20 protein-coding genes are annotated in these 22,786 nt (G+C 52.6%); 10 read left to right on the top strand and 10 right to left on the bottom strand.

Annotated elements, in window-relative coordinates; all coding sequences use genetic code 11:
* The first annotated feature begins 106 nt into the window (after positions 1-106).
* Together EYC87_RS13395 and EYC87_RS13400 are read left to right on the top strand one after the other, a co-directional pair.
* Positions 107-946 carry a sterol desaturase family protein gene (locus EYC87_RS13395; protein WP_279253323.1) on the top strand — a complete coding sequence of 280 codons (840 nt, stop codon included), beginning with the start codon at positions 107-109 and terminating at the stop codon, positions 944-946.
* Positions 943-3,378 carry a TonB-dependent receptor gene (locus tag EYC87_RS13400; RefSeq protein WP_279253324.1) on the top strand — a complete coding sequence of 812 codons (2,436 nt, stop codon included), beginning with the start codon at positions 943-945 and terminating at the stop codon, positions 3,376-3,378. Before EYC87_RS13395 ends, EYC87_RS13400 begins: the two co-directional genes overlap by 4 nt.
* 20 nt (positions 3,379-3,398) lie before the next feature.
* On the opposite strand, the gene EYC87_RS13405 is transcribed toward EYC87_RS13400, so the two are convergent.
* Positions 3,399-4,169, bottom strand: coding sequence for a glucose 1-dehydrogenase (locus tag EYC87_RS13405; protein WP_007228703.1), 771 nt, complete (start codon positions 4,167-4,169; stop codon positions 3,399-3,401).
* Between the two features lie 147 nt (positions 4,170-4,316).
* On the opposite strand from EYC87_RS13405, the gene EYC87_RS13410 reads away from it, so the two are divergent.
* Positions 4,317-6,086, top strand: a complete 1,770-nt coding sequence (locus tag EYC87_RS13410; protein ID WP_279253325.1) for an N-acyl-D-amino-acid deacylase family protein — start codon at positions 4,317-4,319, stop codon at positions 6,084-6,086.
* A 64-nt stretch (positions 6,087-6,150) separates the two neighbouring features.
* Here the strand turns inward: EYC87_RS13410 and EYC87_RS13415 are convergent, their stop codons facing one another.
* The gene (locus EYC87_RS13415; RefSeq protein ID WP_279253326.1) at positions 6,151-7,359 is read right to left on the bottom strand and encodes a pectin acetylesterase-family hydrolase; all 1,209 of its coding nucleotides are present in this window, start codon (positions 7,357-7,359) and stop codon (positions 6,151-6,153) included.
* A gap of 137 nt (positions 7,360-7,496) precedes the next feature.
* Here EYC87_RS13415 and EYC87_RS13420 point away from each other — a divergent pair, with 137 nt between their 5' ends.
* On the top strand, positions 7,497-8,660 hold the full coding sequence (locus EYC87_RS13420) for an MFS transporter (protein WP_279253327.1): 1,164 nt from the start codon (positions 7,497-7,499) through the stop codon (positions 8,658-8,660).
* 231 nt (positions 8,661-8,891) lie between these two features.
* Here EYC87_RS13420 and EYC87_RS13425 read toward each other — a convergent pair whose 3' ends face one another.
* Positions 8,892-9,557, bottom strand: coding sequence for a TetR/AcrR family transcriptional regulator (locus tag EYC87_RS13425; RefSeq protein WP_279253328.1), 666 nt, complete (start codon positions 9,555-9,557; stop codon positions 8,892-8,894).
* A complete protein-coding gene (locus EYC87_RS13430) occupies positions 9,557-10,306 on the bottom strand; it encodes an SDR family NAD(P)-dependent oxidoreductase (RefSeq protein WP_007228616.1) in 750 nt (249 codons plus the stop codon). The genes EYC87_RS13425 and EYC87_RS13430 overlap by 1 nt, the downstream gene beginning before the upstream one ends.
* Before the next feature lie 143 nt (positions 10,307-10,449).
* Between EYC87_RS13430 and EYC87_RS13435 the strand changes: the two genes are divergently transcribed.
* From EYC87_RS13435 to EYC87_RS13460, 6 genes are read left to right on the top strand one after another with little or no spacing between them, the layout of a single operon-like run.
* On the top strand, positions 10,450-10,902 hold the full coding sequence (locus EYC87_RS13435) for a VOC family protein (RefSeq protein ID WP_279253329.1): 453 nt from the start codon (positions 10,450-10,452) through the stop codon (positions 10,900-10,902).
* On the top strand, positions 10,895-12,187 hold the full coding sequence (locus EYC87_RS13440; protein ID WP_279253330.1) for a sulfotransferase family protein: 1,293 nt from the start codon (positions 10,895-10,897) through the stop codon (positions 12,185-12,187). Before EYC87_RS13435 ends, EYC87_RS13440 begins: the two co-directional genes overlap by 8 nt.
* Positions 12,188-12,220: 33 nt before the next feature.
* Positions 12,221-13,468: an alkyl sulfatase dimerization domain-containing protein gene (locus EYC87_RS13445; protein WP_279253331.1), complete on the top strand. Its 1,248-nt coding sequence runs from the start codon at positions 12,221-12,223 to the stop codon at positions 13,466-13,468.
* Positions 13,469-13,497: 29 nt separating this feature from the next.
* On the top strand, positions 13,498-14,511 hold the full coding sequence (locus EYC87_RS13450) for a zinc-dependent alcohol dehydrogenase (RefSeq protein ID WP_279253332.1): 1,014 nt from the start codon (positions 13,498-13,500) through the stop codon (positions 14,509-14,511).
* Positions 14,512-14,542: 31 nt separating this feature from the next.
* Entirely contained in the window at positions 14,543-15,409 is an 867-nt protein-coding gene (locus tag EYC87_RS13455; protein WP_279253333.1) for an LLM class F420-dependent oxidoreductase, read from the top strand.
* A 54-nt stretch (positions 15,410-15,463) separates the two neighbouring features.
* Positions 15,464-16,228 (top strand): SDR family oxidoreductase, encoded by a 765-nt coding sequence (locus EYC87_RS13460; RefSeq protein WP_279253334.1) that lies wholly within the window; start codon positions 15,464-15,466, stop codon positions 16,226-16,228.
* 130 nt (positions 16,229-16,358) lie between these two features.
* On the opposite strand, the gene EYC87_RS13465 is transcribed toward EYC87_RS13460, so the two are convergent.
* The 6 genes from EYC87_RS13465 to EYC87_RS13490 all read right to left on the bottom strand — a co-directional run bounded on the left by EYC87_RS13465 (position 16,359) and on the right by EYC87_RS13490 (position 22,748).
* A complete protein-coding gene (locus tag EYC87_RS13465; protein ID WP_279253335.1) occupies positions 16,359-17,429 on the bottom strand; it encodes a phosphotransferase in 1,071 nt (356 codons plus the stop codon).
* A gap of 37 nt (positions 17,430-17,466) precedes the next feature.
* Positions 17,467-18,630, bottom strand: a complete 1,164-nt coding sequence (locus EYC87_RS13470) for an Rv3169 family protein (protein WP_279253336.1) — start codon at positions 18,628-18,630, stop codon at positions 17,467-17,469.
* Between the two features lie 90 nt (positions 18,631-18,720).
* Entirely contained in the window at positions 18,721-19,545 is an 825-nt protein-coding gene (locus tag EYC87_RS13475; protein ID WP_279253337.1) for an SDR family oxidoreductase, read from the bottom strand.
* 75 nt (positions 19,546-19,620) lie between these two features.
* Positions 19,621-20,388: an SDR family oxidoreductase gene (locus EYC87_RS13480; protein ID WP_279253338.1), complete on the bottom strand. Its 768-nt coding sequence runs from the start codon at positions 20,386-20,388 to the stop codon at positions 19,621-19,623.
* Positions 20,385-21,848, bottom strand: coding sequence for an aldehyde dehydrogenase family protein (locus EYC87_RS13485; RefSeq protein ID WP_279253339.1), 1,464 nt, complete (start codon positions 21,846-21,848; stop codon positions 20,385-20,387). The genes EYC87_RS13480 and EYC87_RS13485 overlap by 4 nt, the downstream gene beginning before the upstream one ends.
* 24 nt (positions 21,849-21,872) lie before the next feature.
* Positions 21,873-22,748 (bottom strand): NAD(P)-dependent oxidoreductase, encoded by an 876-nt coding sequence (locus EYC87_RS13490; RefSeq protein ID WP_279253340.1) that lies wholly within the window; start codon positions 22,746-22,748, stop codon positions 21,873-21,875.
* Between the last annotated feature and the right edge of the window lie 38 nt (positions 22,749-22,786).

The raw sequence follows: 22,786 nt of genomic DNA on the forward strand, positions 1-22,786 counted from the left end.
ACTATAGTTCAAATTTCCGAAAAAAGGGGTCGGACTACACGCATTGCCCCGCGGGGTATGAGGCATTAACATCCTCAGCTGTCTATACCTGAGAATTGAACAAAAAATGGACCTGACTATTCTAGCTTTGCCGGTATTTGCCTTGTTGATGTTGGCCGAAGCCATCATCACGGCTGTTCGTGGACAGGAAGCCTATGAATGGCGCGATTTCGGTGCATCGATGTCGCAATTAGCAATGAATATCGTAATTAGATTTGGCTTCAATGCTCTGATTATCGGTCTGCATTTTTATCTCTACCAACACCGCTTTTTTGAGCTGGGGCATGGTCCGCTGCAATGGCTGTTCACCCTGCTGGTGCTGGACTTCATGTTTTATTGGTATCACCGTGCTTCCCACCGCATACGATTTCTATGGTGCGCCCACGTGGTGCATCATTCCAGCGAGCGGATGAACTTTGGCACTGCCCTGCGCCAGTCTCCCACCGGACCGCTGACGCGCGCTTTGTTTTATTGGCCTCTGCCGCTTCTGGGCTTCGATCCGCTGGTCATCGCCAGTGCTGGGGCCATTGCCACTATCTATGGCTTCTGGACGCACACTGAAATGGTAAAAAAGCTCTGGACTCCAGTAGAGTACCTGTTTGTCACTCCCTCACATCATCGGGCCCACCACGGTTCAAACCCCGAATATATCGACAAAAATTATGCCAACATGTTGATTGTCTGGGACCGGCTATTCGGCACTTTCGTCGAGGAAAAAGCGGCAGTGCAGTACGGGCTGATTAATAACATCGGCACCTACAATCCATTGCGAATTGCATTTAACGAATGGGTTAAACTATTTGTCAGCAGCGTCAGAGCAGACTCTATGGTCTCGGCCCTAATGCTTTGGCTCCATCCTCCCGGCTGGAGGCAGGATAAGCCGATTATGAAGGAGGCGCTTAAATGAAACAGCATGGCAATGCGCTACCCCGACGTGCCATATGGGCCAATCTATGGTTACTTGCACCTCTGCTGACCAACACACCGACGGCCTGGAGCCAGGGCGCGAGTCAATTAGAAGAAGTAATAGTGACCGCCAACCGCAGGCAATCAAGCTTGTTGGATACCCCAATCGCCATCAGCGCATTTGACGCGGCAACGCTTGGTAAATTTTCAATCAATAGCGCGCAGGACCTTGTGGCTCGTACCCCTTCGCTGAGTATGACCGGGACACCATCGAAGGTAAGCATCAGGGGTGTGGGAAGACCAAACAACGCTCTTGGGTCCGACCCCGGTGTCGCTCTTTATAGTGATGGCGTGTACACCACAGAGGCTGGTTTATTCGAATACACCAACATGTTCGACACCGACAGAGTTGAAGTACTGCGCGGCCCTCAGGGCACACTTTACGGCCGCAATGCGGTGGGCGGCGCCATTAACATCATCAGTATGGGCCCCACGATCACCTGGAAAAGCAAAGTCAACCTGGAACTTGGCAACTACGACTACCAGGCACTGCAAGGCCTCATCAGCGGACCTATAACGGACCAGCTGTCCATGGTTGCGGCTGCATCCTCTATCAAACGGTCGGGCTTTCAAGAAGAAGTGACTTCCGGCGAAGATTTCGACGACAAAGACACGCGCTATCTGCGCCTGTCGTTCAAGTATCACTGGAATAATCTATGGTACTCACGTATTCAGTTTTCCGATGTCGACTTAAACCGACGCCCATCCAACGGGTATCGAACTCTGCCTTTCAACACCGACTACCTGCAGATAGTGCCGGATGCCAGTAGCGGCGCTCCGCTCAATCTGCCAGGGACCTTTCCGGGACAAAATTTTGTCAACTTTCACCAGGGTTACACCAAGTCGAACGCTGCCATTTCTGATGAAAGCAAAACTCAGTCGGATATCATTCCGGTGGAAAGCACTGACACCCGCTCGGTTTATCTGCTGAACGAAATTGCACTAGGGAATTATCGCCTGAAGCATCTTGCCTCTTATTATGAATATGATTATGCCAAGCGCGTGGACAACGACGCCACCAACGCAGCAGATGCTGGCTTTAGCTGGAGCGAAATTTTTCTTGGCAACACTCCGGTGTCTGCACTAACCGGCATAGATCACGCTCCACCTATGGTGACAGACAATACGGCACAGGAAGCTAACTTTACCTCGCAAGATTTGCAGTTCTATTCCGAACTCGATGGTGCTATCAACTTTGTGTCAGGGCTCTATTACTATCGCAGCGATGAAGAGCAGTTCTTCGCTGTCCGCGAGGACAACGACGACGTGATGGCGGTCTACGCTTTTCTTGGCAATCTGGTCGGACGCAATACCAGCACAGAGAATTGGCTCTACCGCGGCAATTCTAATCTCATCACCACGACCTATGCCGCCTACGGGCAGGGCACCTGGGATTTCTCCAGCCAATGGCGACTGACAGCAGGGCTACGCTATTCTCAGGATGACAAAGACGGCGGCGATACGACATTCGTGCAATGGGTCGGCGATGGCGACATCAGCCGGAAAGCCAAAGACAATTGGGACAGCGTGGATTGGCGCCTCGGCCTGGACTATACCTTTATGTCGGGCCAGATGCTTTATGGCAGCTTGGCCACAGGTTATCGCAGCGGTGGATTCAATTTCATGAAGCCCACTGCTTCAACGGATGTTGACCGCGTTGCTCCTGAAGATCTGCTGTCACTGGAGTTGGGATACAAAGGGGCATTAATCGACAATCGTCTGCAATTAGCTGCCGCCGCCTATTTTTACGATTACCAGGATTTACAGGTTATCCGTCAGGATGTTGTCAATGGGGTCGCCTTGCGCAGCTTCAGCAACGCCGACGAGGCCCATGCCTACGGAATAGAAGTGGAGGCCACCGCTCTGCTAAACCAATACCTTAGCGCCGGTGCCGCCTGGTCCTGGAACCAGACCAGCTATGATGAGTTCGCCAGTACAGACGCCAATGCCTGCGCGTTGGGACCGCTGGCACAAGGCAACTCAGATGACCCACTTTGCACCGAAAAACAAAACCTTGAAGGCAATTCCTTTCCGCTCACCCCGGAACATAAATTCAGCCTGTGGGCCAGCGCCCAGTGGGAATGGCAGTGGGCACAAATGTCTGCATCGGTGAGCTACATGTATGTAGGTGATCAATACATGTCACCGTTTAATCTGGATGAGTACGACAAAGTAAAAGCCTGGGATCGCTGGGACAGCCAGTTGAGCGCTTCCTATGGCCCCTGGAGCATGACCGCCTTTGTCAAAAACATTGCCGATGAGCGCAACTGGATATTCCGTGAGCGCCCATCCAGCGTGACTCATAACTATGGACCAGGCACTCAGTTAAGCGCGCCCAGGACCTGGGGTTTGCGCCTGTCACACGAGCTTTGACAGAGGGCCCTGCAGCACCGTCACGAGCAGGGCATTCCAGGGCGACGCATGCCAGCGAACCAACCGCCGTCGGCAACAAACTCTGAGCCCGTGCTGTAACTGGCCTCATCCGTTGCTAAAAATAAAGTCACGTAGGCCACTTCTTCGGGTTGACCGGTTCTAGGAATTGGAAAATCCTTGTAAATAGATTTGTTCAGGTCATCCTCCGAGATCACCCCCTTGCCACCCATCTCGGTAAATATTCCGCCGGGATGTACGCTATTGACACGAATACCGTATTGGCCCAGCTCGATCGCTGCTGCTTTGGTGAAACCGCGCACCGCCCACTTACTGGCAGAATAGGCCCCAAGGCCGGCACATGAATGCAAACCATCAATGGAAGAAACGTTAATGATGGAGCCACAGCCCGCCGCTTTCATTGGCTCTATCACTGCTCGAACGCCCAGAAAAGTGCTCAACTGATTAACCTCGACTACTCGCATAAAGTCTTGCGGCGAGGTGTCCAGAATCGAGGCCATGTGCACCATACCCGCATTGTTAACCAATACATTCAGTGGGCCCAAAGCCTGGGCAGCGGCAACAGCTTTATCCCAATCGGCTTCCGATGTCACATCCATGCGACAGAAAACGGCCACCTCACCCAACTCATTTGCTAACGCCTGCCCCGCGTCCTCGGCAATATCACCGATAACGACCTTGGCGCCGTGTTCCACGAACAGCCTGACTGTGGCTTCGCCCATGCCATTCGCACCACCGGTTACGATAGCGACTTTTCCTGCTAAACGTTGCATCTGGACCTCCCTGATTGTTGCGCCCGATTATAAACCTGCTTCTGAAGGTCGCTGGTCCAACAGATTACACCAGCCCCCTAAGGCAGCTGCGCCTGAGCCCCAAGCGGCTCGCGAGTAGTGTATTTCGCACCGTGAGGCGTTATCTTGATGACTGTATATCAGACGGCCAAAGAGATAACAGCCATGTATGACCTCATCATTCGCAACGCGCACATTGTCGACGGCACCGGAGCTCCCGCTTTTGACGGAGACCTGGCCATAACCAACGGCCGTATCGCCGCTCTGGGAGCAGTTAACGGCACTGCCAGGCGTGAAATAGATGCAGAAGGCAAGCTCCTCACCCCCGGCTGGGTGGATGTTCATTCCCATATGGACGGTCAGGCTACCTGGGACCCTCTTTGCAGTCCTGCTGCCAATCACGGTATCACCACCCTGATTATGGGTAACTGTGGCGTGGGGTTTGCCCCCTGCGAGCCCAGCGATACCGCACATGACCGCTTAATCGCGGTGATGGAGGATGTCGAAGATATTCCCGGCTCCGCCCTTCATGAGGGAATCAGTTGGGACTGGGAATCCTTCCCAGAATATCTTGATGCGGTAGAGGCATTCCCTCGAGCAATCGACGTGGGTGCGCAGGTTCCCCACTGCGCAGTGCGCACTTATGTCATGGGCGACAGGGGTACGCACAATGAAAAAGCCACGAGTGAAGATATTGAGAAAATGGCAAGCATTGTTAAAGAGGGCGTAAGCGCTGGGGCGATCGGCTTCACCACGTCGCGGACCGAGCTACATACCACGCGTGAAGAGCAGGCGATGCCCGGCACTTATGCAGACGAAAATGAGTTACTCGGCATAGGAAAAGCGATCGGTGACCTTGGCGGCGAGGCTATATTTGGCCTGGTTTCCGACTTCACCAACTGGCAGGAAGAGATGGACTGGATGAAACGACTGTCCATCGACAACAACTGCCAGATTAACTTTGTACTATTTTTTCGCGAAGAATCTGACTGGCCCCGCGTTCAAGCCCAACTGGAGTTTTGCCGTAAAGCGGCAGTTGAAGGTGCCCAGTTAATTCCACATATTGGCGCAAGGCCAGTCAACCTGCTGCTGTCCTGGGACGGCACTATTCATCCATTCAGTTTTCACGCCAATTACGCACCATTGTCTATTCTTTCCCATGAGGAACGACTGAACGAACTTCGAAAAACACAAGTACGGGCGGCGATACTCGCTGAGGAATTGCCATTAATGGGCGACGACTTCATGGACACCATTATCGGTGGCTATGACAAGCTCTACGAGCTGGGTACGCCGCCTAACTACGAGCCAGGCCCACAGGACAGTATTGCCGCCAAGGCCAGGGAAGCTGGAATCTCGCCGCAGCAGTATTGCTATGATCTGATGATGGAAAGAAATGGCAAGAACGTTGTTTACTTCCCCTGCTTTGGCTACGGTGCCAATGACTTGAGCCGACAAGTTGAACTATTAGAAGATGAGGCGACGGTGATTTCGCTCGCTGATACCGGTGCCCATTGCGGCGTATTGTGCGATGCCAGCGTGCCCACCCAGATGCTCAGTTTTTATGTGCGTGACCGCGAGCGCGGCCATCGCCTGGGTCTGGAGCAGGCGGTCAAAATGCAAACTATGGATACGGCGCGCTGCGTGGGCCTTAACGATAGGGGCACTCTACAAGTGGGTATGAAAGCGGACCTTAATCTTATCGACTTCGAACAACTGCAATTGGAAGCCCCCGAGATTATCTTTGACCTGCCCGCAGGCGGCCGGAGAATGTTCCAGGGCGCCACTGGCTACCTTGCCACGATCGTCAATGGTGAAGTCATTATGGAGAACGGGCGTTATACCGGAGCAGTGCCCGGCAAGCTGATACGAGGAGCTCAAGCTGCTCCTGCCGTTTGATCACCGGATAACGCACTCATAAAAAAAGGGCCTTGCGGCCCTTTTTTTATAATCCAACTACAGATCAGTCCTGGGCTGAGACCCAGTCTTCCGAGTCGTCAAGCATAAGAGCGATCCATTCCATCAGCGGAACACCGCCCGCGGTCTGATCGGGTTCTGCCTGCAGAAAGGTGTGACCGACGGCTTTAGGGATCCAGTAATGACTGCGCTCCGGGTGTGCGTCTTCTAACTGCTGCATTTCCGGATATAGCGCTTCTTTCCAGGCATCGAAACCGATCATGAGAAACACCAACGCAAATACCGTATCGTCACTGTGGCTGAGCATGCCACGACGTACGTTGGGATCTTCATTCATTTGCCATACATGGTAGTCGCTCAAGTGACCATCCTCTGGGATACACTCGGGGCAACTCTCCGGGAAAAACGCCTCTGAATTCCAATCATTCGTCAACAGTTCCAGAAATTCTGGCTGATTCGGGCGGTTGACGCCCACGCCAGCGTCATTAACGATATCGATGCGCACATCGGGGAACTGGTAGCGCACCAAAGGTAGGGCAAACGTCGTACCCAGGCCGCCGGCGCTAGACCCCATCAGAACGACGCGGCGCGGATTGGGAAACTCTCGCAGTGCTACATCCAATCCTGCGGACAGATTATGAAGGCCACGCTGGAAGCGATCAGCGTCGCCGTCGCCGTCGGAGTCAGTATCCCTATCGCTGCCATGCAGTCCGCCGTCGCAGTAAGGAAAATAAGCTACGTTGTAATCCTTCACCGGATTATCAGCTCGCGTCGGGTCCAAAATGCCAGACTGTGGAATGCCCGAGCTAGCAGTTTCTGTGCACGAGTTAGGAAGCTCAGACCAGCACGCCCCGCCGCCCTGCAGGAAGATCACCAGGTCTTGTGATCCCGCGTCGAGGGTGGCCATCCTGAATTCAGACCCATCAATACACAGAGGGCCATCGCCTGTTCCGAAGCTGTGAGTGACGATGCCCTCTTCCTCTTCGGACAGCATCGGCGTGTATTCACCGATATACCGACTGATGCCCTGGTCGTACAGTTCCTGAAATGGCGCCACTACGGTTTCAGGAGGCTCCGGCTCTGGTGCTGCGGCTGGCCTGTCACTGCTGCTGTCTGAACACCCTGCCAGCGATCCCGCGGCTGCTAAAACAGAGACAGCAAGCCACTTGCTGAAGGGGGCAGAAAAAATGGGGTTTACCAGGTTTGGATTCGACATAATGGTTTGGCGGGCCTCAAGATTTTCGCGATGAATCAATTTGGTTCGGCATTTTCCTCACTTACACGCGTGGAAGCAAGGCTTTGGAGGTGGCATTTACGTTACTTTTCAGGTTTCACACGCACCCAATAACTCATACGGGCGCTATCGTCTATCGGATGAGTTATCCTGACCAAATGGGCTCTGAATTTAAGATGGTTTGGCTACTGGCACTGATTAGTGCTATCGCTATGTCTGCGTCACCCATGCTAATGCTGATTGGCAGTATTATCGGCGCCCAATTGGCCAGCAACGCCCAATTGGCCACGTTGCCCATCGCTTTGATGGTGGTCGGCACCGCCTTAGGCGTTCTTCCTGCATCACGCGGGATGGCGCGGTTTGGTCGCAAAAAAACATTCCTGGCTTTCACCGGCCTGGGCATTACCGCCACCCTGCTTGCCGGCCAAGCCCTGGCACTTGGCAGCTTCACTTTGTTCTGTGCCAGCTCGGCAATTCTGGGAATCGCCAATGCCGCAATGCACCAAATCCGCTTCGCCGCTATGGAGTGTGTGCCTCTGAAGAAAGGACCGACAGCCGCATCTATCATTATGTGTGCCGGTATCGTCGCCGCTTTTTTAGGGCCAGAAATGGCCCTGTGGGGGCAGCACCTTGATTCTGTTCCGTTCAGAGGCTCGTTCTGGCTCGGCATGGTCGGATTTTTCACTGCAGGACTATTATTGTTGTTCTACGTACCCGCCGAGCGGTTTGGTCAAGAACACCATGGGCAGGCCAGACCACTGCGCGAGATGCTGAGCAACCCTTCTTTGGTACTGGCCATGGCAAGCGGCACCGTCGCTTTCGTGGTCATGTCATTTGTGATGACGGCAACCCCCATCAGCATGCACATTCATAATGGATACAGCATGGAAGATACCAAGTGGGTCATACAGTCACATATTGCAGCCATGTTCCTGCCTTCCCTGCTCACAGCCTGGCTCTTTAAAGCCTTCAGTATCAGGGGACTTATGATTGCTGGGCTAGGCTGCTATGGCCTGACTATTGTGATCGGCCTCAGCGATGCAACTGTCATGGGTTTCTGGGGACAGCTAGTGATGCTGGGTATTGGCTGGAATTTCTTATTTGTCGCCGGTACAGCCCTGCTTCCAATGTCCTACGAAGGAGGTGAGCAGCATAAGGCTCAGGCTATCAACGACACCGCTATCTTTTCCAGCCAGGCCATCGCTTCTCTTTCAGCGGGTCTTGCGGTTAGTTTGCTTAGCTGGGAGTCCATATTATTGCTATGCCTGTTACCTATCGCGGCAATGATCGGGGCTCTGGCGTGGAATAGAAAACAGCTTTAGGCCTATTCAGCATCCAAAAGAGCCGCCCTGCTGCGAATGACGCAAACAGATGACAGGAGCCTGCGACTGCCTGAACGGCGCAGAGTGACGTCAATAATTTGCCGTGGATGTGGTGATAAGCAGGCTGTTTGTCTGCCATGACCCTCCGTTCCAAACACAGTGCCTCTGGTAAGACCTGTGAGCCCCGACGATTTTAGGCAAGAAAACTCAGTAACTTTTTTCGCGCGAAGCCTAGCGGACCTGCCTGGGAGGCGCGGAAAAAAAAGATTCAAGAAGGCATATCAATTGGTCCACCATAAGCTTTCTATTTGCCACCGGACTGGTTGGCGTTTGTTGACTGGTTCGGTAAATATCGGCGAGGGTATGAAAGGTAATGGTTACCACCAGGTAGATACGCCGCCGTGCCTCCCGGGAAGACACTGCGACTAGCGCGCGATTGAATACGGCCTCCAGTGATTTGGTGCGGGGAAAGTGAACTCCCCCCGCTGGGCCTGAAGCAGTGCCGTTCTGGTAAACCGCCGCAATCTGGGAAACCAGCCTCACGAAATTCACCCCGTCTCCGTTGCTCTCCATGTAGTCGACAATTGGCATCACCAGACAGCGAGCCGCAGCTTCGCCCGGCGACCATTTCTTTTCCTGTGTATCCCTAATATAAGCGTCGCGTAACAGCCCGATTTGAGCTGAATGCTTATCGATGATTGCCTGCAGCAGCCCATCTCTATCGCCAAAATGATATTGCAGAGCGTTGGGATTCTTCTGTCCCGCCTCCACGGCAATCTCCCTGAGAGACACGGCATCCATGCTGCTATTCCCATAAAGCGAGACCGCTGCATCGATCAGTTTGTCTCGGGTTTTGGCAGAGTTCAGCTGCCGCTTGCCAATGGCAGACACCGCCACTAGCCCATCCCCGTTGAAAATCCGCCATCCACAGCGAGAGTCTGCCCCGTCACCCAGCTTGCGGCAGGCGATGTCAGGAACAACACAGCTGCGGCAATATCTTCCCCCTCCCCAACCCGCTTCAAACCCTGGCGTTCAAACATGCCTTCGATTAATTCTGGCATGCCATCAATAACCGGCGCAGTCAGGTTACTACGCGTCATTCCCGCGGCCACCGCGTTGGCGCGAATTCCGCTGGGGCCCCAGCTGATTCCCAGTGTTTTGACTAACTGCACCAGTCCCGCCTTGGCGGCGCCGTAACCGGGCGTCCACTCATAACCAAAATAAGAAGTCATCGAGGCAATTCCAACAATACTGGCGCCACCCTCAAACTGGCTGGCTTCAAGTAAATGCTTGCAGGCAGCACTCAGATGATAGGCACTGCTCAGGTTGATACTGACTGACTGGTCAAAGCCGTCGTGCCCCCACTCGTCTGCCTGCGCACCTCCAGCGTTATTAATCAGTATGTCGAGAGTGTCAAGACTATTGGCCAACTCGATCAAAGCATCACGCGAACTGACATCCAGTTGCCGGTAATCCAGCCCACTCAAGTCATGCTCATAATCACTGGCGCCTTCCCTACGACCGGTAATCATGACGCTGGCACCTGCGGCCAGGTATTCACGGGCGATCGCCAAACCGATACCATTGGATCCGCCTGTCACCAGTACCGATGCTCCGCTGTAGTTAAACGAAACGCGCTTGTTCATAACCCTACTCCCAAACCAGTGGTTTACTTGTTTATCCAACTGGCGAGAATTATATTTATGCACTTGTTATATTACAACAGTTGTTTTAATTTGAGCTAATCGAATCATCTGTAATCAACCGCGGAGCTAACGAAGGAGGCAAAATGAGTACTGATTTAAGAGACACACTTGAATTACCTGAAGTCGATCAAATTGGATTTGTAGTGCAGGATCTTGAGAAAGCATTGGCGCACTACGAGCCTTTGTTTGGCCCATTCACTGTCATGGATGCGCTCGACATGGAGTGGGACTATCGCGGAGTTCAGGAAACCAGCTCGCTGAAAATCGCTTTTGCGAAAAGCGGTGAAATAGAAATAGAACTCATTCAATGGATATCGGGAAAAACACCACACAAGGAATTTCTTGATGCTGGCCGTGAAGGGATGCACCACTTACGCTTTATTGTAGATAACGTTGAAGGCAAAGTGGAGGAGGCAAAAGCATGCGGCTACCACCAAATTTGGTATAAGCGTTTTGGTGAGGGTTTGGCTGCCGCCTACCTGGAACGTGAAGGAGACCCCTTGATTCTCGAATTTTTTGAAAATAAACATGGCTAGTTCGAAGTTCAAAAGCCAGAAGGTGAGCGAGACTATTCGAATTACGGATCTCGCGGATCCAGAGCTGAACGAGCTGCAACAATCGATACATGCCTTCGGCAGAACCCTAAATGTAACGCTGGATCCAGGTGACATTCTGGAGGAGGCATCCAACGCCACTGGCCTTGAAGACTTCGGGGCGAAAGATTTTCGCGGAAGACTGGACTTGCTGTGCAACGAATGGAGCAACGATCAAGGCCTAAACAATCTGGGCAGGATGAGCCTGCGCAACAAGCTGCTGTTATTTGCAAAGAATCGCTTGCTGATACAAGACCTGCTCACGCGTCACCCCGAAATTCACGACGTTACTATCAAAGCGCCTATCATAGTGGCAGGCCTGCCGCGCTCTGGTACCACCCATTTACTAAACCTGATGGCTGCAGACAGCAGATTGCGCTCGCTGCCGCTTTGGGAATCTTATGAACCCGTACCCATGCCCGGCGAACCGGCTTTGGAAAGCGGTGTAGACCCGCGCTACCAGCGCTGCGCAGATACCTGGGAGATGATGCAGCAGACCGTACCCAAACTAGCTGCCATGCACCCGATGAACCCCGATCACATTCACGAAGAACTCGAATTGATGGGTCCGGATTTTGCCTCCTACAACTTCGAGTGGCTGTGCCAATGCCCCGACTGGCGTGATCACTACTATGCCACTGACCAAACACCTCACTACGAATACATGAAAACGGTACTGAAAATTCTGACCTGGCAGGATGGCGATGACGGTAGTCATACGCGCTGGGTGTTGAAGTGTCCACAGCACCTTGAACAACTAACGGTTTTACAAACAGTGTTTCCAGATGCAACTGTCGCCATCACCCACCGGGACCCTGTAGCAGTTATCCAGTCAGCAGCCACCATGCTCGCCTATGGTCAACGCATGTCGCGCAGCGCAATTGATATGCACGGAATTATTGACTACTGGTCGGAGCGTGTTGTGCATCTTTTAAAGGCGTGTTCACGGGACCACCAGAAGCTTGCGGACGCAAATCGTATAGACGTGCCGTTCCATGATTTTATGACCGACGATATCGGCATGGTCCGCAAAATATACGCCAAGGCAGGTCTACCTATGAACGAAGAAGCGACAAATGAACTGCGACAGTTTCTCGAAGAAAACCCGAGAGGCAAACACGGTCGCATTGTTTACAACCTACAGGACGACTTTGGCATAAACCCGGAAAAATTACGCGAGCGCTTTAGCTTCTATTTTGAACAATTCCCAGTGCAAGCAGAGCGCTGATCACCCGCGCAGGGACAAGGAAAGCACAGACCAATGAGAGATCCGATTTACAAATCCAGACCAATAGAGCCCAACCCCGCCAGGTTCGGTGGCGAACGCATCAACGACTTTATCTTCTTGTCAGAGGCGTTTTCCAACAGCTACCTCATCGAAACCTGTGCAGGCAACGTGCAAATCAATTCTGGCATGGGCATGGAAGCGCCGGTTATTGACGCCAATTTCAAAAGCTTCAGTGACAACTCACTGCACACGCTTATTTTTACCCAGGGGCACGTCGATCATGTGGGAGGTACCGCCTTTTTCCGTCAGAAGAATCCTGGCTTACGCGTAGTTGCAAGTGACAGAAATGCCGAACATCAGAGTTATGATAAACGCCTGGCGGCCTTTCGCAGCAATCGATCAGCCTTTGCGTTTACCGAAAAATTCGCAGATGCTTTTGCTTACTATCAACAGCATGACCACACTGAATTTCCTGCTCAAGACAGTCCGACAGCCGATCTATTAGTAGAGGATCGAATGGAGTTCGAACTGGGAGGTGTTGAATTTGAAGTTATTGCTGTTCCAGGCGCTGAGACCAATGACTCCCTGATCGTCTGGCTACCTCAGCACAAAATATGTTTTACCGGCAATCTGTTCGGTTGCACCTTTGGCCATTTTCCCAACCTGGTGACTATTCGCGGCGATCGCTATCGAGAAGCGCTGGTCGTGGCAAATGCGGTAGAGACTGTTCGCGCATTAGAGCCGGAGATGATTTGCTATGGCCACCACGCACCGATAGTGGGCAAACAGTTAATTCTTGGTGAGTTGAATGCGTTACATCAGGCTATCCACCATGTTCATGACGAAACTGTGAAAGGCATGAACGAAGGCAAGGACGTGCACACACTGATGCAAGAGATTACCCTGCCATCTGACATGGAAGTGGGCCAGGGCTATGGCAAGGTGAGTTGGAGTGTTCGCGCTATCTGGGAAAGCTATGCGGGATGGTTTCACCACCGCTCCACCACCGAGCTCTATTCAGTGCCCTCTTCCAGCATCTCAAGTGATATTGTGGAACTCGCTGGAGGCGCAGCGGCAATACTGCAGCGAGCGCAGGAAAAATTTGACGCGGGAAAATATGAGGAAGCTATTTACCTGCTGGACATTATCAGGGACTCCGGTGCAGACAATAGTCGAAGTCGTGAGCTAGGCATTCAGGTACACAAAGCAATGTTACAGGCTACCGACAACTTCTGGCTGTCCTCCTGGTTAAAAAACCAGATTCACCAGCTCGCTTCTTGACTATTGGCATACTGGCAAAGGCAAACTCAATGACCATACCGCTCGTTCGCGTTCACGGTGTCGACGATGTCCGCCTGGATAACATTGATAAACCCAGGACAGCCCCAGGGGATGTCCTGATTGAAGTCTTACTCTGCGGTATCTGCGGTTCCGACCTGGGTTACATTGGCATGGGTGGCCTGGGCATGACCCATCCTATGCCGCTAGGCCACGAACTAGTGGGCTCTGTCGCTGAGGTCGGCGAGCGCGTAAGCCATTTGCAAATTGGCGACAGGGTGGTTGTCAATCCAATGGCGGGAGGCAACAGTATTGGCAATGGCGGGACCGAGGGCGCCTTCTCGCCCTATCTGCTCGTCCGCAACGTCGCTGCAGACGAAAGGGCGGTGATTAAAATACCGGACGGCCTCTCTGTCGATCAGGCCGCGATGGTAGAACCCTTATCAGTGGCCTTGCACGGCTGCCGTCAGGGAAACGCCAAAGCTGGCGATAAGGTCGTTATTTTTGGTGCAGGCCCAATCGGGCTATGCGTCGCATTATGCCTTAACTATCTTGGAGTCGAGCGGCTTGTCATTGTCGATCAATCGAGTCACCGATTGGCCGCCGCAGAATCAATAGGCGCGGTACCTTTCAAGGCTGGCAGTAATAATCTCGGTGAGTTTCTGATACAACAACATGGTCAATCAGAACTGATGGGTATGCCCGTTCCGTCTAGCGATATCTACATCGAGGCAACCGGCGCAAAACCCGTATTTGAACAGATTATGAACACCGCAAAGACGGGGGCCAGAGTCGTTGTTCTGGGGCTGCACAAGCAATCAGTGCCATTGGACCTCGCCAACGTGTTATTACGTGAACTCAACATTGTCGGCTCCATGGCCTACTCCGACGAATTTCCGGCAGTCATCGAAATGTTGACCGGCGGAAAAATCGACCTGCAACCCATCATCTCTCATCGCTTTCCGCTGAGCCAATTTAGCGAAGCTATCGCGCAGGCAAGTGAACCTGACGAGGCGATAAAAGTATTAATCGACTGCCAGTGTTAACTAACCGACTGACAGCCAGACAGGAATTAATATGAAATTCTGGCAACCCGTATCCTGGGCGGAAACGGAGCAACTTTGTGACATTGCCAGGTTTGCAGAGCAATGTGGGTTTGAAGGCTTGATGGGTGCCGATCATGCCCTGTTTCCGCAAGCAATGGCTCCAGACTACCCCTACTCAGACACTGGGTTGCCACCGCAAACTGCCGACCACGAGTACCCGGACATGTGGAGCTCGTTTGCAGCAATGGCTGCGGTAACAACGCGAATCAAACTGGTTTGCGGAGTATATGTGCTCCCCATTCGCAACCCTATTGAGGTAGCAAAGCAAGCCGCTACTTTGGCCATATTAAGTGAAGGCCGCTTCGCACTGGGCGCGGGTACCGGCTGGATGAAAGAAGAATTTGATGCCTACGGCGTAAGCTTTAAAAGCCGCGGCAAACGCATGGATGAGATGCTGGACATCATGCAGGGCTTGTGGACTGGAGAATGGTTCGAGTATCACGGACAGCACTTTGACTTTCCTCCAATTCAAGTCAGCCCGCACTCCAAATACCAAGTACCTCTGTATTTCGGCGGAACCGCTAAAGTTGCACTCAGGCGCGCCGCCAGGATAGGAGATGGTTGGATTGGTGCTGGCAACGCAGCAGAAGATGTCCCAAGGGTCATGAGCGAACTGCAGGAGCTAAGAAAAGAGTATGGTCGTGATCACCTACCCTTTGACTCGCTGGTAGGCGTTTATGCGAAACCTGATAAAGCCCTGTTCGATTCGCTCTACGACAGTGGCATGACATCTGGCCTTAATATGCCATTTGCCTATGCACTGGGAACGCGCTCATCACTGGATGAAAAAAAACGCATGATGGCCCAGTTTGCCGAAGACGTTATACGGCACTTTTAGGCAGCAAAAGCTAAAGTAAAAACGAAAATCGCCAGGAATCTTAAGGAGAAAAAGATGGGAACTTATGCACTCACAGGCAGCGCGTCAGGCATTGGCGCCACATTGAGCCTAGCACTTGCAGAGCAAGGTCACTCGCTCATTACGGTTGATCTGAAAGACGCCGATATCACAGCTGACCTGACCACTGTGGAAGGCCGCAGCAAGGTCATCAGCGAAGTTTTGGAGCGCGCGCCGAACGGACTCGACGGTTTTGTTCCGTTAGCCGGATTGGGCGGTGGCACTGCACCTGATTTACTGATCACTCGCCTGAACTACTTCGGCACAGTGGCGTTAGTAGAAGGGCTGCGCCCTGCCTTGGCAAAGAAATCAGGTTCTGTTGTACTGCTGTGCTCAAATTCCGCACCTATGGTACCTGGCGACGAGGCATTTATTGAAAGTCTTATCGCAGGTGATGAGGAAAAAGCGCTGGAAATCGCAGCTGGCATTTCACCTGGAACTCATTATATGCAAACCAAACGCGCCCTCAACTATTGGATGCGTCGCCACGTTATGGAATATGGGCGCGAGGGAATACGAATGAACGCGATAGCACCCGGTCCCACTCTGACACCAATGACCACTCCCCTGTTTGAAAGTGAAGAATATGCACCAATAATGCAGGCGTTGCTGGATCAAACACCGGCAAACCGCGCCGCCGACGCTGAAGAGATATCAAACTGCATACTGTTCCTGCTGAGCCCTGCCGCCAGCAATGTCTATGGCAGCCTACTTTTCGCGGATGGCGGGTTCGATGCCCATGTGCGACAAGATCACGTCTAACGCTTTACCAACGGCATCTATCTGGGGCCGCTGCCAACGAATCAGTTGAGCCGGCCCCAGCGGCAATTCAAATAGCCAACCAACAGAACTCGGACCGAGGACATCGCCTACTCTTCGGCCTGCTTATTGGTCACTCAAGAAACTCTTTGGCACCCAGGTCAACACAGTGCTGCAGGTGACGTTGAATCATAGTTAGGAACATAGCATCGCTGCGCTCGGCAGCAGCGGTAAAACTTGCACCGAGGATAGTAATCATAAGGCCATGCATCGCCTGCTCGCGATACTGTTGCCAACAAGCTTCGGAATCCAGCTCAATTCCCTGCCCCGCCAGCAGGCCGCTGTAATCGTCAACGAGTTGACGCTCCCACATTCGACGATCTTCCAGCTCAACGCTGCCGCCCATGAAGTAGGCCAAGTCAGTCAGTGCGCTGCCCTCGCTGGTCGTTTGCCAGTCGACAGTGCAAGCCCTGTCTCCATCGAAGAGGATGTTCTCACTGCGGAAGTCGCCATGAGCCAACGTTCGCGGACCGTCAAAACGCGTGGCAAAGCGAGTGTGATGATCCACATAGAAGGCACCGAACGCCTCGCACTCTCCATTAATTCCATGGCCAAACCGCTGCAAAAAACCAGGCCAGTATTGCTGTAACAGCGCCTGACCAAAAGCTCCTCCATCATCCCTGACCTGGCTCATCACAAAATCATGCGCCCCAACAGATTCATCTCCGTAGAAGGCAGCGGCCAATTTCGCCGCTTCGCCCATTGCCACTCTTACGTGCTCCAGGCTCTCACCAATCAGTTGACTGCCAGGCTCTGCGGGCGCCATATCTTCCATGACTGTTACAAAAGCCAATCGATCGTCACTGACTTCATTGGCATAAATCGTCGGCGTACGCATAGAGGTCCTATCGGCTAGGTGCCGATAAAACATCACCTCGTTGTAGTAGGCACCCTGTGCCCCGGCCATAGCTCGCGCAGTCTCGTCCTCAGCGGGAAACTTGATAATCACCGATGCCGGCGCATTGCCTTGCCCTCCCGTATATTCCAATCGATAGCGGGCATTGTCACCCATCTTACCGGTCCCGATGATTTGATAGCTCAGGCGGTTCACGACAGCACCATTTTCGAGATACCCGGAACTCGCCAGGGCTTCACTCATCCATTGTGGCGTTACATTCCCGGGACGGGTGACTATTGCTGACATTGTTATCTCTCCATTTAAGCGCTGCTCAAGGCGCTTACTAATACATAGGTTCTTCGCCGGACAAGCCAAACTCAGGCCACGCACCATGAACGTACGTCTGGCAATTGCCATAGCCAGTCGCCCCGGTCAGGGTATCTTCTACCTGAATCATGCAGTCACGGAACTGGTGATAACGCTCTATAACCTCTGGCAAAGCTGCATTTTCTACATAATCGCCATCGACGTGAAGCGGCCCGCGCCAACTGCCATGGTGATGTCCATCGCCGCCATGGTAATGGCCTGAGCCCAAATAAAAACCGGTCTCTGACAACTTCTTGAACTTCAGCAAGCGGTCACTACCATCTTCCATGTGCAGTAGGAACTCACCTTCCTGCAATCGTTTACTTGGCGAGTCAAAACACAGTTGTGGTGTCATTCCGATCACTTTCTCTCGTTGCCCGCTGTCACCTTCAAAACCGCCCTGAATACGTTGATGAGAAAAACCAGGGCCACTAAACTGCAAATAATAATGATGAAATGCATAGCTGGCCCCGACGTCATCAAGAAATACAATAGGATTCCAAATAGCCAATGCCTGGGGTATGTGCTGATGGTAGTCTGGCTCCAGGTCCGCAGCAGGCAAACCCACCATTGGGCGAATACCCCAGGACTTGTCGCGAGTTGCCACCCAGGATTCCCTGGCAATTTCAACGCGCTCGCCATCTACTTCCAGCCAACCGCTTGCCAGCCCACTCTGGTGATAGCGAATTTGGTCAGTCGCCTTACGAAAGCCGTGCATATCCCGCCGATCTTCTCGATCTTCAACGACGCAAGCTACAGTGGCATGAAAAAACAACTCAAAGGCAATGGGCTGAACTTCGTTAGCCTCCAGCGTTACTTTAATCTGCTGTAGTGGTTCAATGACTTCATAGCGAATGGGGCCGACGTTAACCGAATCAGGCTCACTATCGAGCGAGCGACTGGCCCTTACTACCCATTGCTCGGCGCCTCTGGAAACTCCCGCATAGGCATCGATTACGTTTCGATTGGTATACTTGCCAAAGCCGAAACCAATCTGCAGTGAGCCATCAATCGCCGCAGCCATGCCGCAGACTTTTTCTGTCCAGGCCGGGTCGCTCTGGCCTACCGAAGCGAAGGTCTCTACCACCTGATGATTGAATTGCTCGTCGCTGGCCAGCAGAGGCCCTATCGTTCCCGCCATGTTAAGACTCCCAATAAAACAGCTCAAAAGCGCACACTTTCATTAGCAAGACGATAGTTTTTGGGCGCATTCGTCGACTACGAGGGTAGCCTAGTGAGAGATGCCTAACAAATCATCTCGCTGTGACATAAACGTTTCTGCGCAGTAGCCAAAATCTACTGGCATGTTAATCCCACTGATAAAGCTTGCCAGCTTGCTATTAAGCAACACCAGCGCTTCACCCATTTCTTCACCTGTGGCATAACGACCATTAGAAGGGAGAAACAGGTCAACTACTTCATCAGGCATTTGGCCTTCACCTTTCAACTTATCCATGAATCCGCTGGCGGTAGGTGAAGGGGAAATACAATTGATGCGTATATTGCTCGCTGCAAGTTCTCTGGCCATTTGCATGGTGTAAACAATGATGCATTGCTTGGAGAAACCATAGCCATCAGCACAGGCATCAGGGTGTTCGGACATCCACTGTGCTGAAGCGTCAAAAGAGTTTTCGGTCGACAAAAAATCTTGCACTGAAGCAAGTCCGGCGCGCCACGCCATGCCTGCGGTAGACGCTATGGATGCGATACCGCCACCTGTTGAAATACGCGGAACCAACAGTTCAGTCAGATACCGTAAACCGACAAAATTGATAAGCAGGGTGTCTTGCGCAGAAAACGGAGGACTGGGCACGCCTGCACAGTTAAACAAGGCATCGATGTTTTGAGGAAGCTTAGCGACCGCATTATCGATGGAGCGAGCATCTTTCATATCAACATGGATGGCGTTCGCCACAGGTGCGCTCACTGGCGCCACATCGAGTGCGTATACCTCTGCTCCAAGATCGACCAACAACGTCGCGGCGGCCTGCCCCATGCCGGAGGCTGCTCCCGTAATGACCACGGTCTTCCCTTTGTAACCCAGAATATCATTCACACTTGCCTTCCTTTACTGAAAATTCGTTGAGTCTGCGCTCGCTTCAAGCCGCACTGTGGCTTCGATAAAATTCTTTTACACTTTTTTCATAAGCCGCTTGGGACGTAACTCCAGCAAGTCAATGGCAACACCAGCGGGTTGCGACAGCGCAAAAGCCACCGCCTCACCAACCTGTTCTGTTTCCATGCCCACGTTCATGTAGGTGCCGCTATCGCGCCAAGCTTCAATGCCAGCCATTAAGGCGTCTGAGTCCCAGGCATCAGCAAAGCTGGTACCAGCACCGCCGGGGCGTACGCAGGTAACTCCAATTTCATCAACTTGTAGCTCACTGGCCAGATCGCGCGTAAATCGCTCCACAGCAGCCTTGGTAGATGCATATATTGATAAGTGGCTCATTTCGTCGTAGTGATAAGCCGATGCCGATGAGATATTTACAATGCGAGGATTCTCGCCGCCCCGCAACAATGGAATCGCTGCCTGGCTGGAAAAAACCGTACCCAGATAGTTGGTATTGACCTGCATTAAAACCTCGTCCTCAACAAGATTTTCAATTCTATTAGGACGTGCCATACCAGCATTATTGACCAGGCCGTCGAGGCGACCAAAGTGAGACTTCACCTTCTCAAAGCCTGCCACCAGTTCACTTTTACGAGTGACATCAGCCGAGATTGCACAGGCGTGATCACTTCCAATGTCAGAGATCGCTTTGTCCAGCCCTGCTTTACTACGACTGAGCAAGCCCACCTTGGCGCCCTTATCTATCAGGCATTTTGCAATCGCAAGGCCAAAGCCCTGAGAGCCCCCGGTAACGATATAGACCTTGTCATTCAGCTCACCGCTCATACAGAAATCGCTATCGTCTTGGTTTCCAGGTACTCCTCGAAACCTTCGAGTCCCATCTCACGCCCAATACCACTTTGTTTGTAGCCTCCAAAGGGGGCATCGGCCGCGTAGAAATTACCGCCGTTAACGTTAATGGTGCCAGTACGAATCCGCCGGGCGACGGCTAGCGCACGCTGCTCACTGCCAGACCAGACGCTGCCCGAAAGGCCAAAATCTGAATCATTGGCAATGCGCACCGCATCGTCATCTCCATCATGCGCGATCACGCAGAGCACTGGCCCGAAAATCTCTTCCTTGGCAATGGTCATTTCATTCGTCACGTCGACAAAAACGGTGGGTTCTACGTAATAGCCCTTGGTGAGGTTTGCCGGCGCTCCTCCTCCAAGAAGCAGTCTCGCCCCCTCTTCCCTGCCTTTATCGATGTAAGCCAACACCCGTTCACGCTGCCTGGCGTTGACCAGGGGTCCCATGATTTCACTATTGGAGCTGGGATCACCATAAGCAATAAAGCCAAAATAGGTTTTTAACAATTCCTCAACTTCTGCCTGTTTTTCGCGGGGCACCAGTAAGCGCGTATTCAAGGCACACCCCTGGCCCGCGTGAAAACACACGGCCAAGGCACTCAACAAGCTCGCGCCCAGGTCGGCATCGTCCAGAATAATATTTGCAGATTTTCCACCCAACTCCAGAAACACCTTTTTAACCGTGCCAGAGGCAAGCGCCATAATATGTTTGCCCACTGCTGTAGAGCCAGTAAACGAGACCATATCTACCCGTGGGTCCGTCACCAACTGCTCACCGACAGTCTTTGGGTCTGCAGAAGTAATCACGTTGAATACGCCAGCAGGTATATCCGTATGCTCCTTTACGATCCGCCCCAGGGTGGTCGCCGACCAGGGGGTATCCGGGGCCGCTTTTAGCACTACGGTACAGCCCGCCGCCAGAGCCGGAACGCACTTGGCCAGGTTAATCTGTAAAGGCACGTTCCACGGCGTAATTGCTGCCACAATACCAATGGCTTCCTTCTCCACTAAACGACGGCTAATGCCCCCCATAATGTCGTGCTCGCCTATGTCACGACTCCAAGGGTAGTTAGGCAGGTTATTCAAGCTGTAGTCGATAAACCCGATAGGGATTTCACAATGAGGACCTGACGCACCGCATATGCCCATGGGCGCGCCAGTCTCAGCAGCAATTTGCTCCTTGAAATCCTCCATTTCGGTCAGAAGCCCATGCTTTAACTGTTCAAGGCACTTGAGACGGAAATTATGATTGGTAGACCAGTCAGTGTCGTCAAATGCGCGCCTAGCGGCGTCAATTGCCTGGTCCATATCCTCCAACCCGGCATCTGCCACCTCGCCCATAATCGCCTCGGTAGCGGGATTCACATTGACGTAGGTCTGGCCGCTTGCCGCAGGCACCAATTGACCATCGATTAAAAGCCGGGTTTCGGGGTTCATTGGATCGTTCCTTTCAGCAATAGGTTATTTAACGGCAGGACGTGATTCGTCTCGGGCAAGAAACACATCCACGATACGTTCGCGCAGGAATTCTGCTGTAGGCAAAGCGATGCCATGGTCGCCTGCACTATCCAGGACACACTGTAAGTCCTTCTGACCCAAGGCTCCCAAGGGCCCGAAAATGTCCGCCATCTGCTCTACGCTGCAACTCAGTGCCAGATTATTTCTACCGGATACGAACAGATGCATTTGTTCATTAATAACGCCATTAGATAACCCTACCTCTCGCAGCACGTCCACTGAGAGCCCACTGGCCTCTGCCAACCGGGTAGCCTCCGCCATAGCGACAAACTCGGCGTACTGAATAAAATTGTTACACAGTTTTAGCGCAATTCCTGCGCCCAGGTCGCCGGCGTGAACGACTTTTTCTGCTGACGTTGCAAAGATGGAGCGACAGCGATCAACTACAGCCTCATCTCCGCCAACCATATAACAAAGCGTGCCGTCAGCGGCTCGACGCGCGCCGCCAGTAATTGGCGCATCCAGTAAATAAAGTCCCGAGTGATGGGCGTCCTCCGCCCATTGCAGCAATTTAGACTGCGTCACCGTACTGTGCACTGCAATGACAGTACCCTTCGCTGCATTAGCGAGAATGCCCTCTGCTCCGTACAACAATGCTTCGACTTGCATGTCATCTCTAACGCAAATACCGATATACATGCATTGTGCAGCGACCTCGGCCACTGATTGACAGGCCTCAGCACCCTGCTCGACGAGTTCATCAACCACAGGCTGAAGCAAATCATAAACATGAAGCTTAAACGCCTCTGAGATCAAGCGCGTCGCCATCGGTTTGCCAATATCACCAAGCCCTATAAAACCTACATTCTGCGCAGTCAACGGTCTATTTCCTCGGAAACCTGATCAGCTTACGAGCT

It is taken from the genome of Candidatus Seongchinamella marina (assembly GCF_026262685.1).
Taxonomy (GTDB): domain Bacteria; phylum Pseudomonadota; class Gammaproteobacteria; order Pseudomonadales; family Halieaceae; genus Halioglobus; species Halioglobus marinus.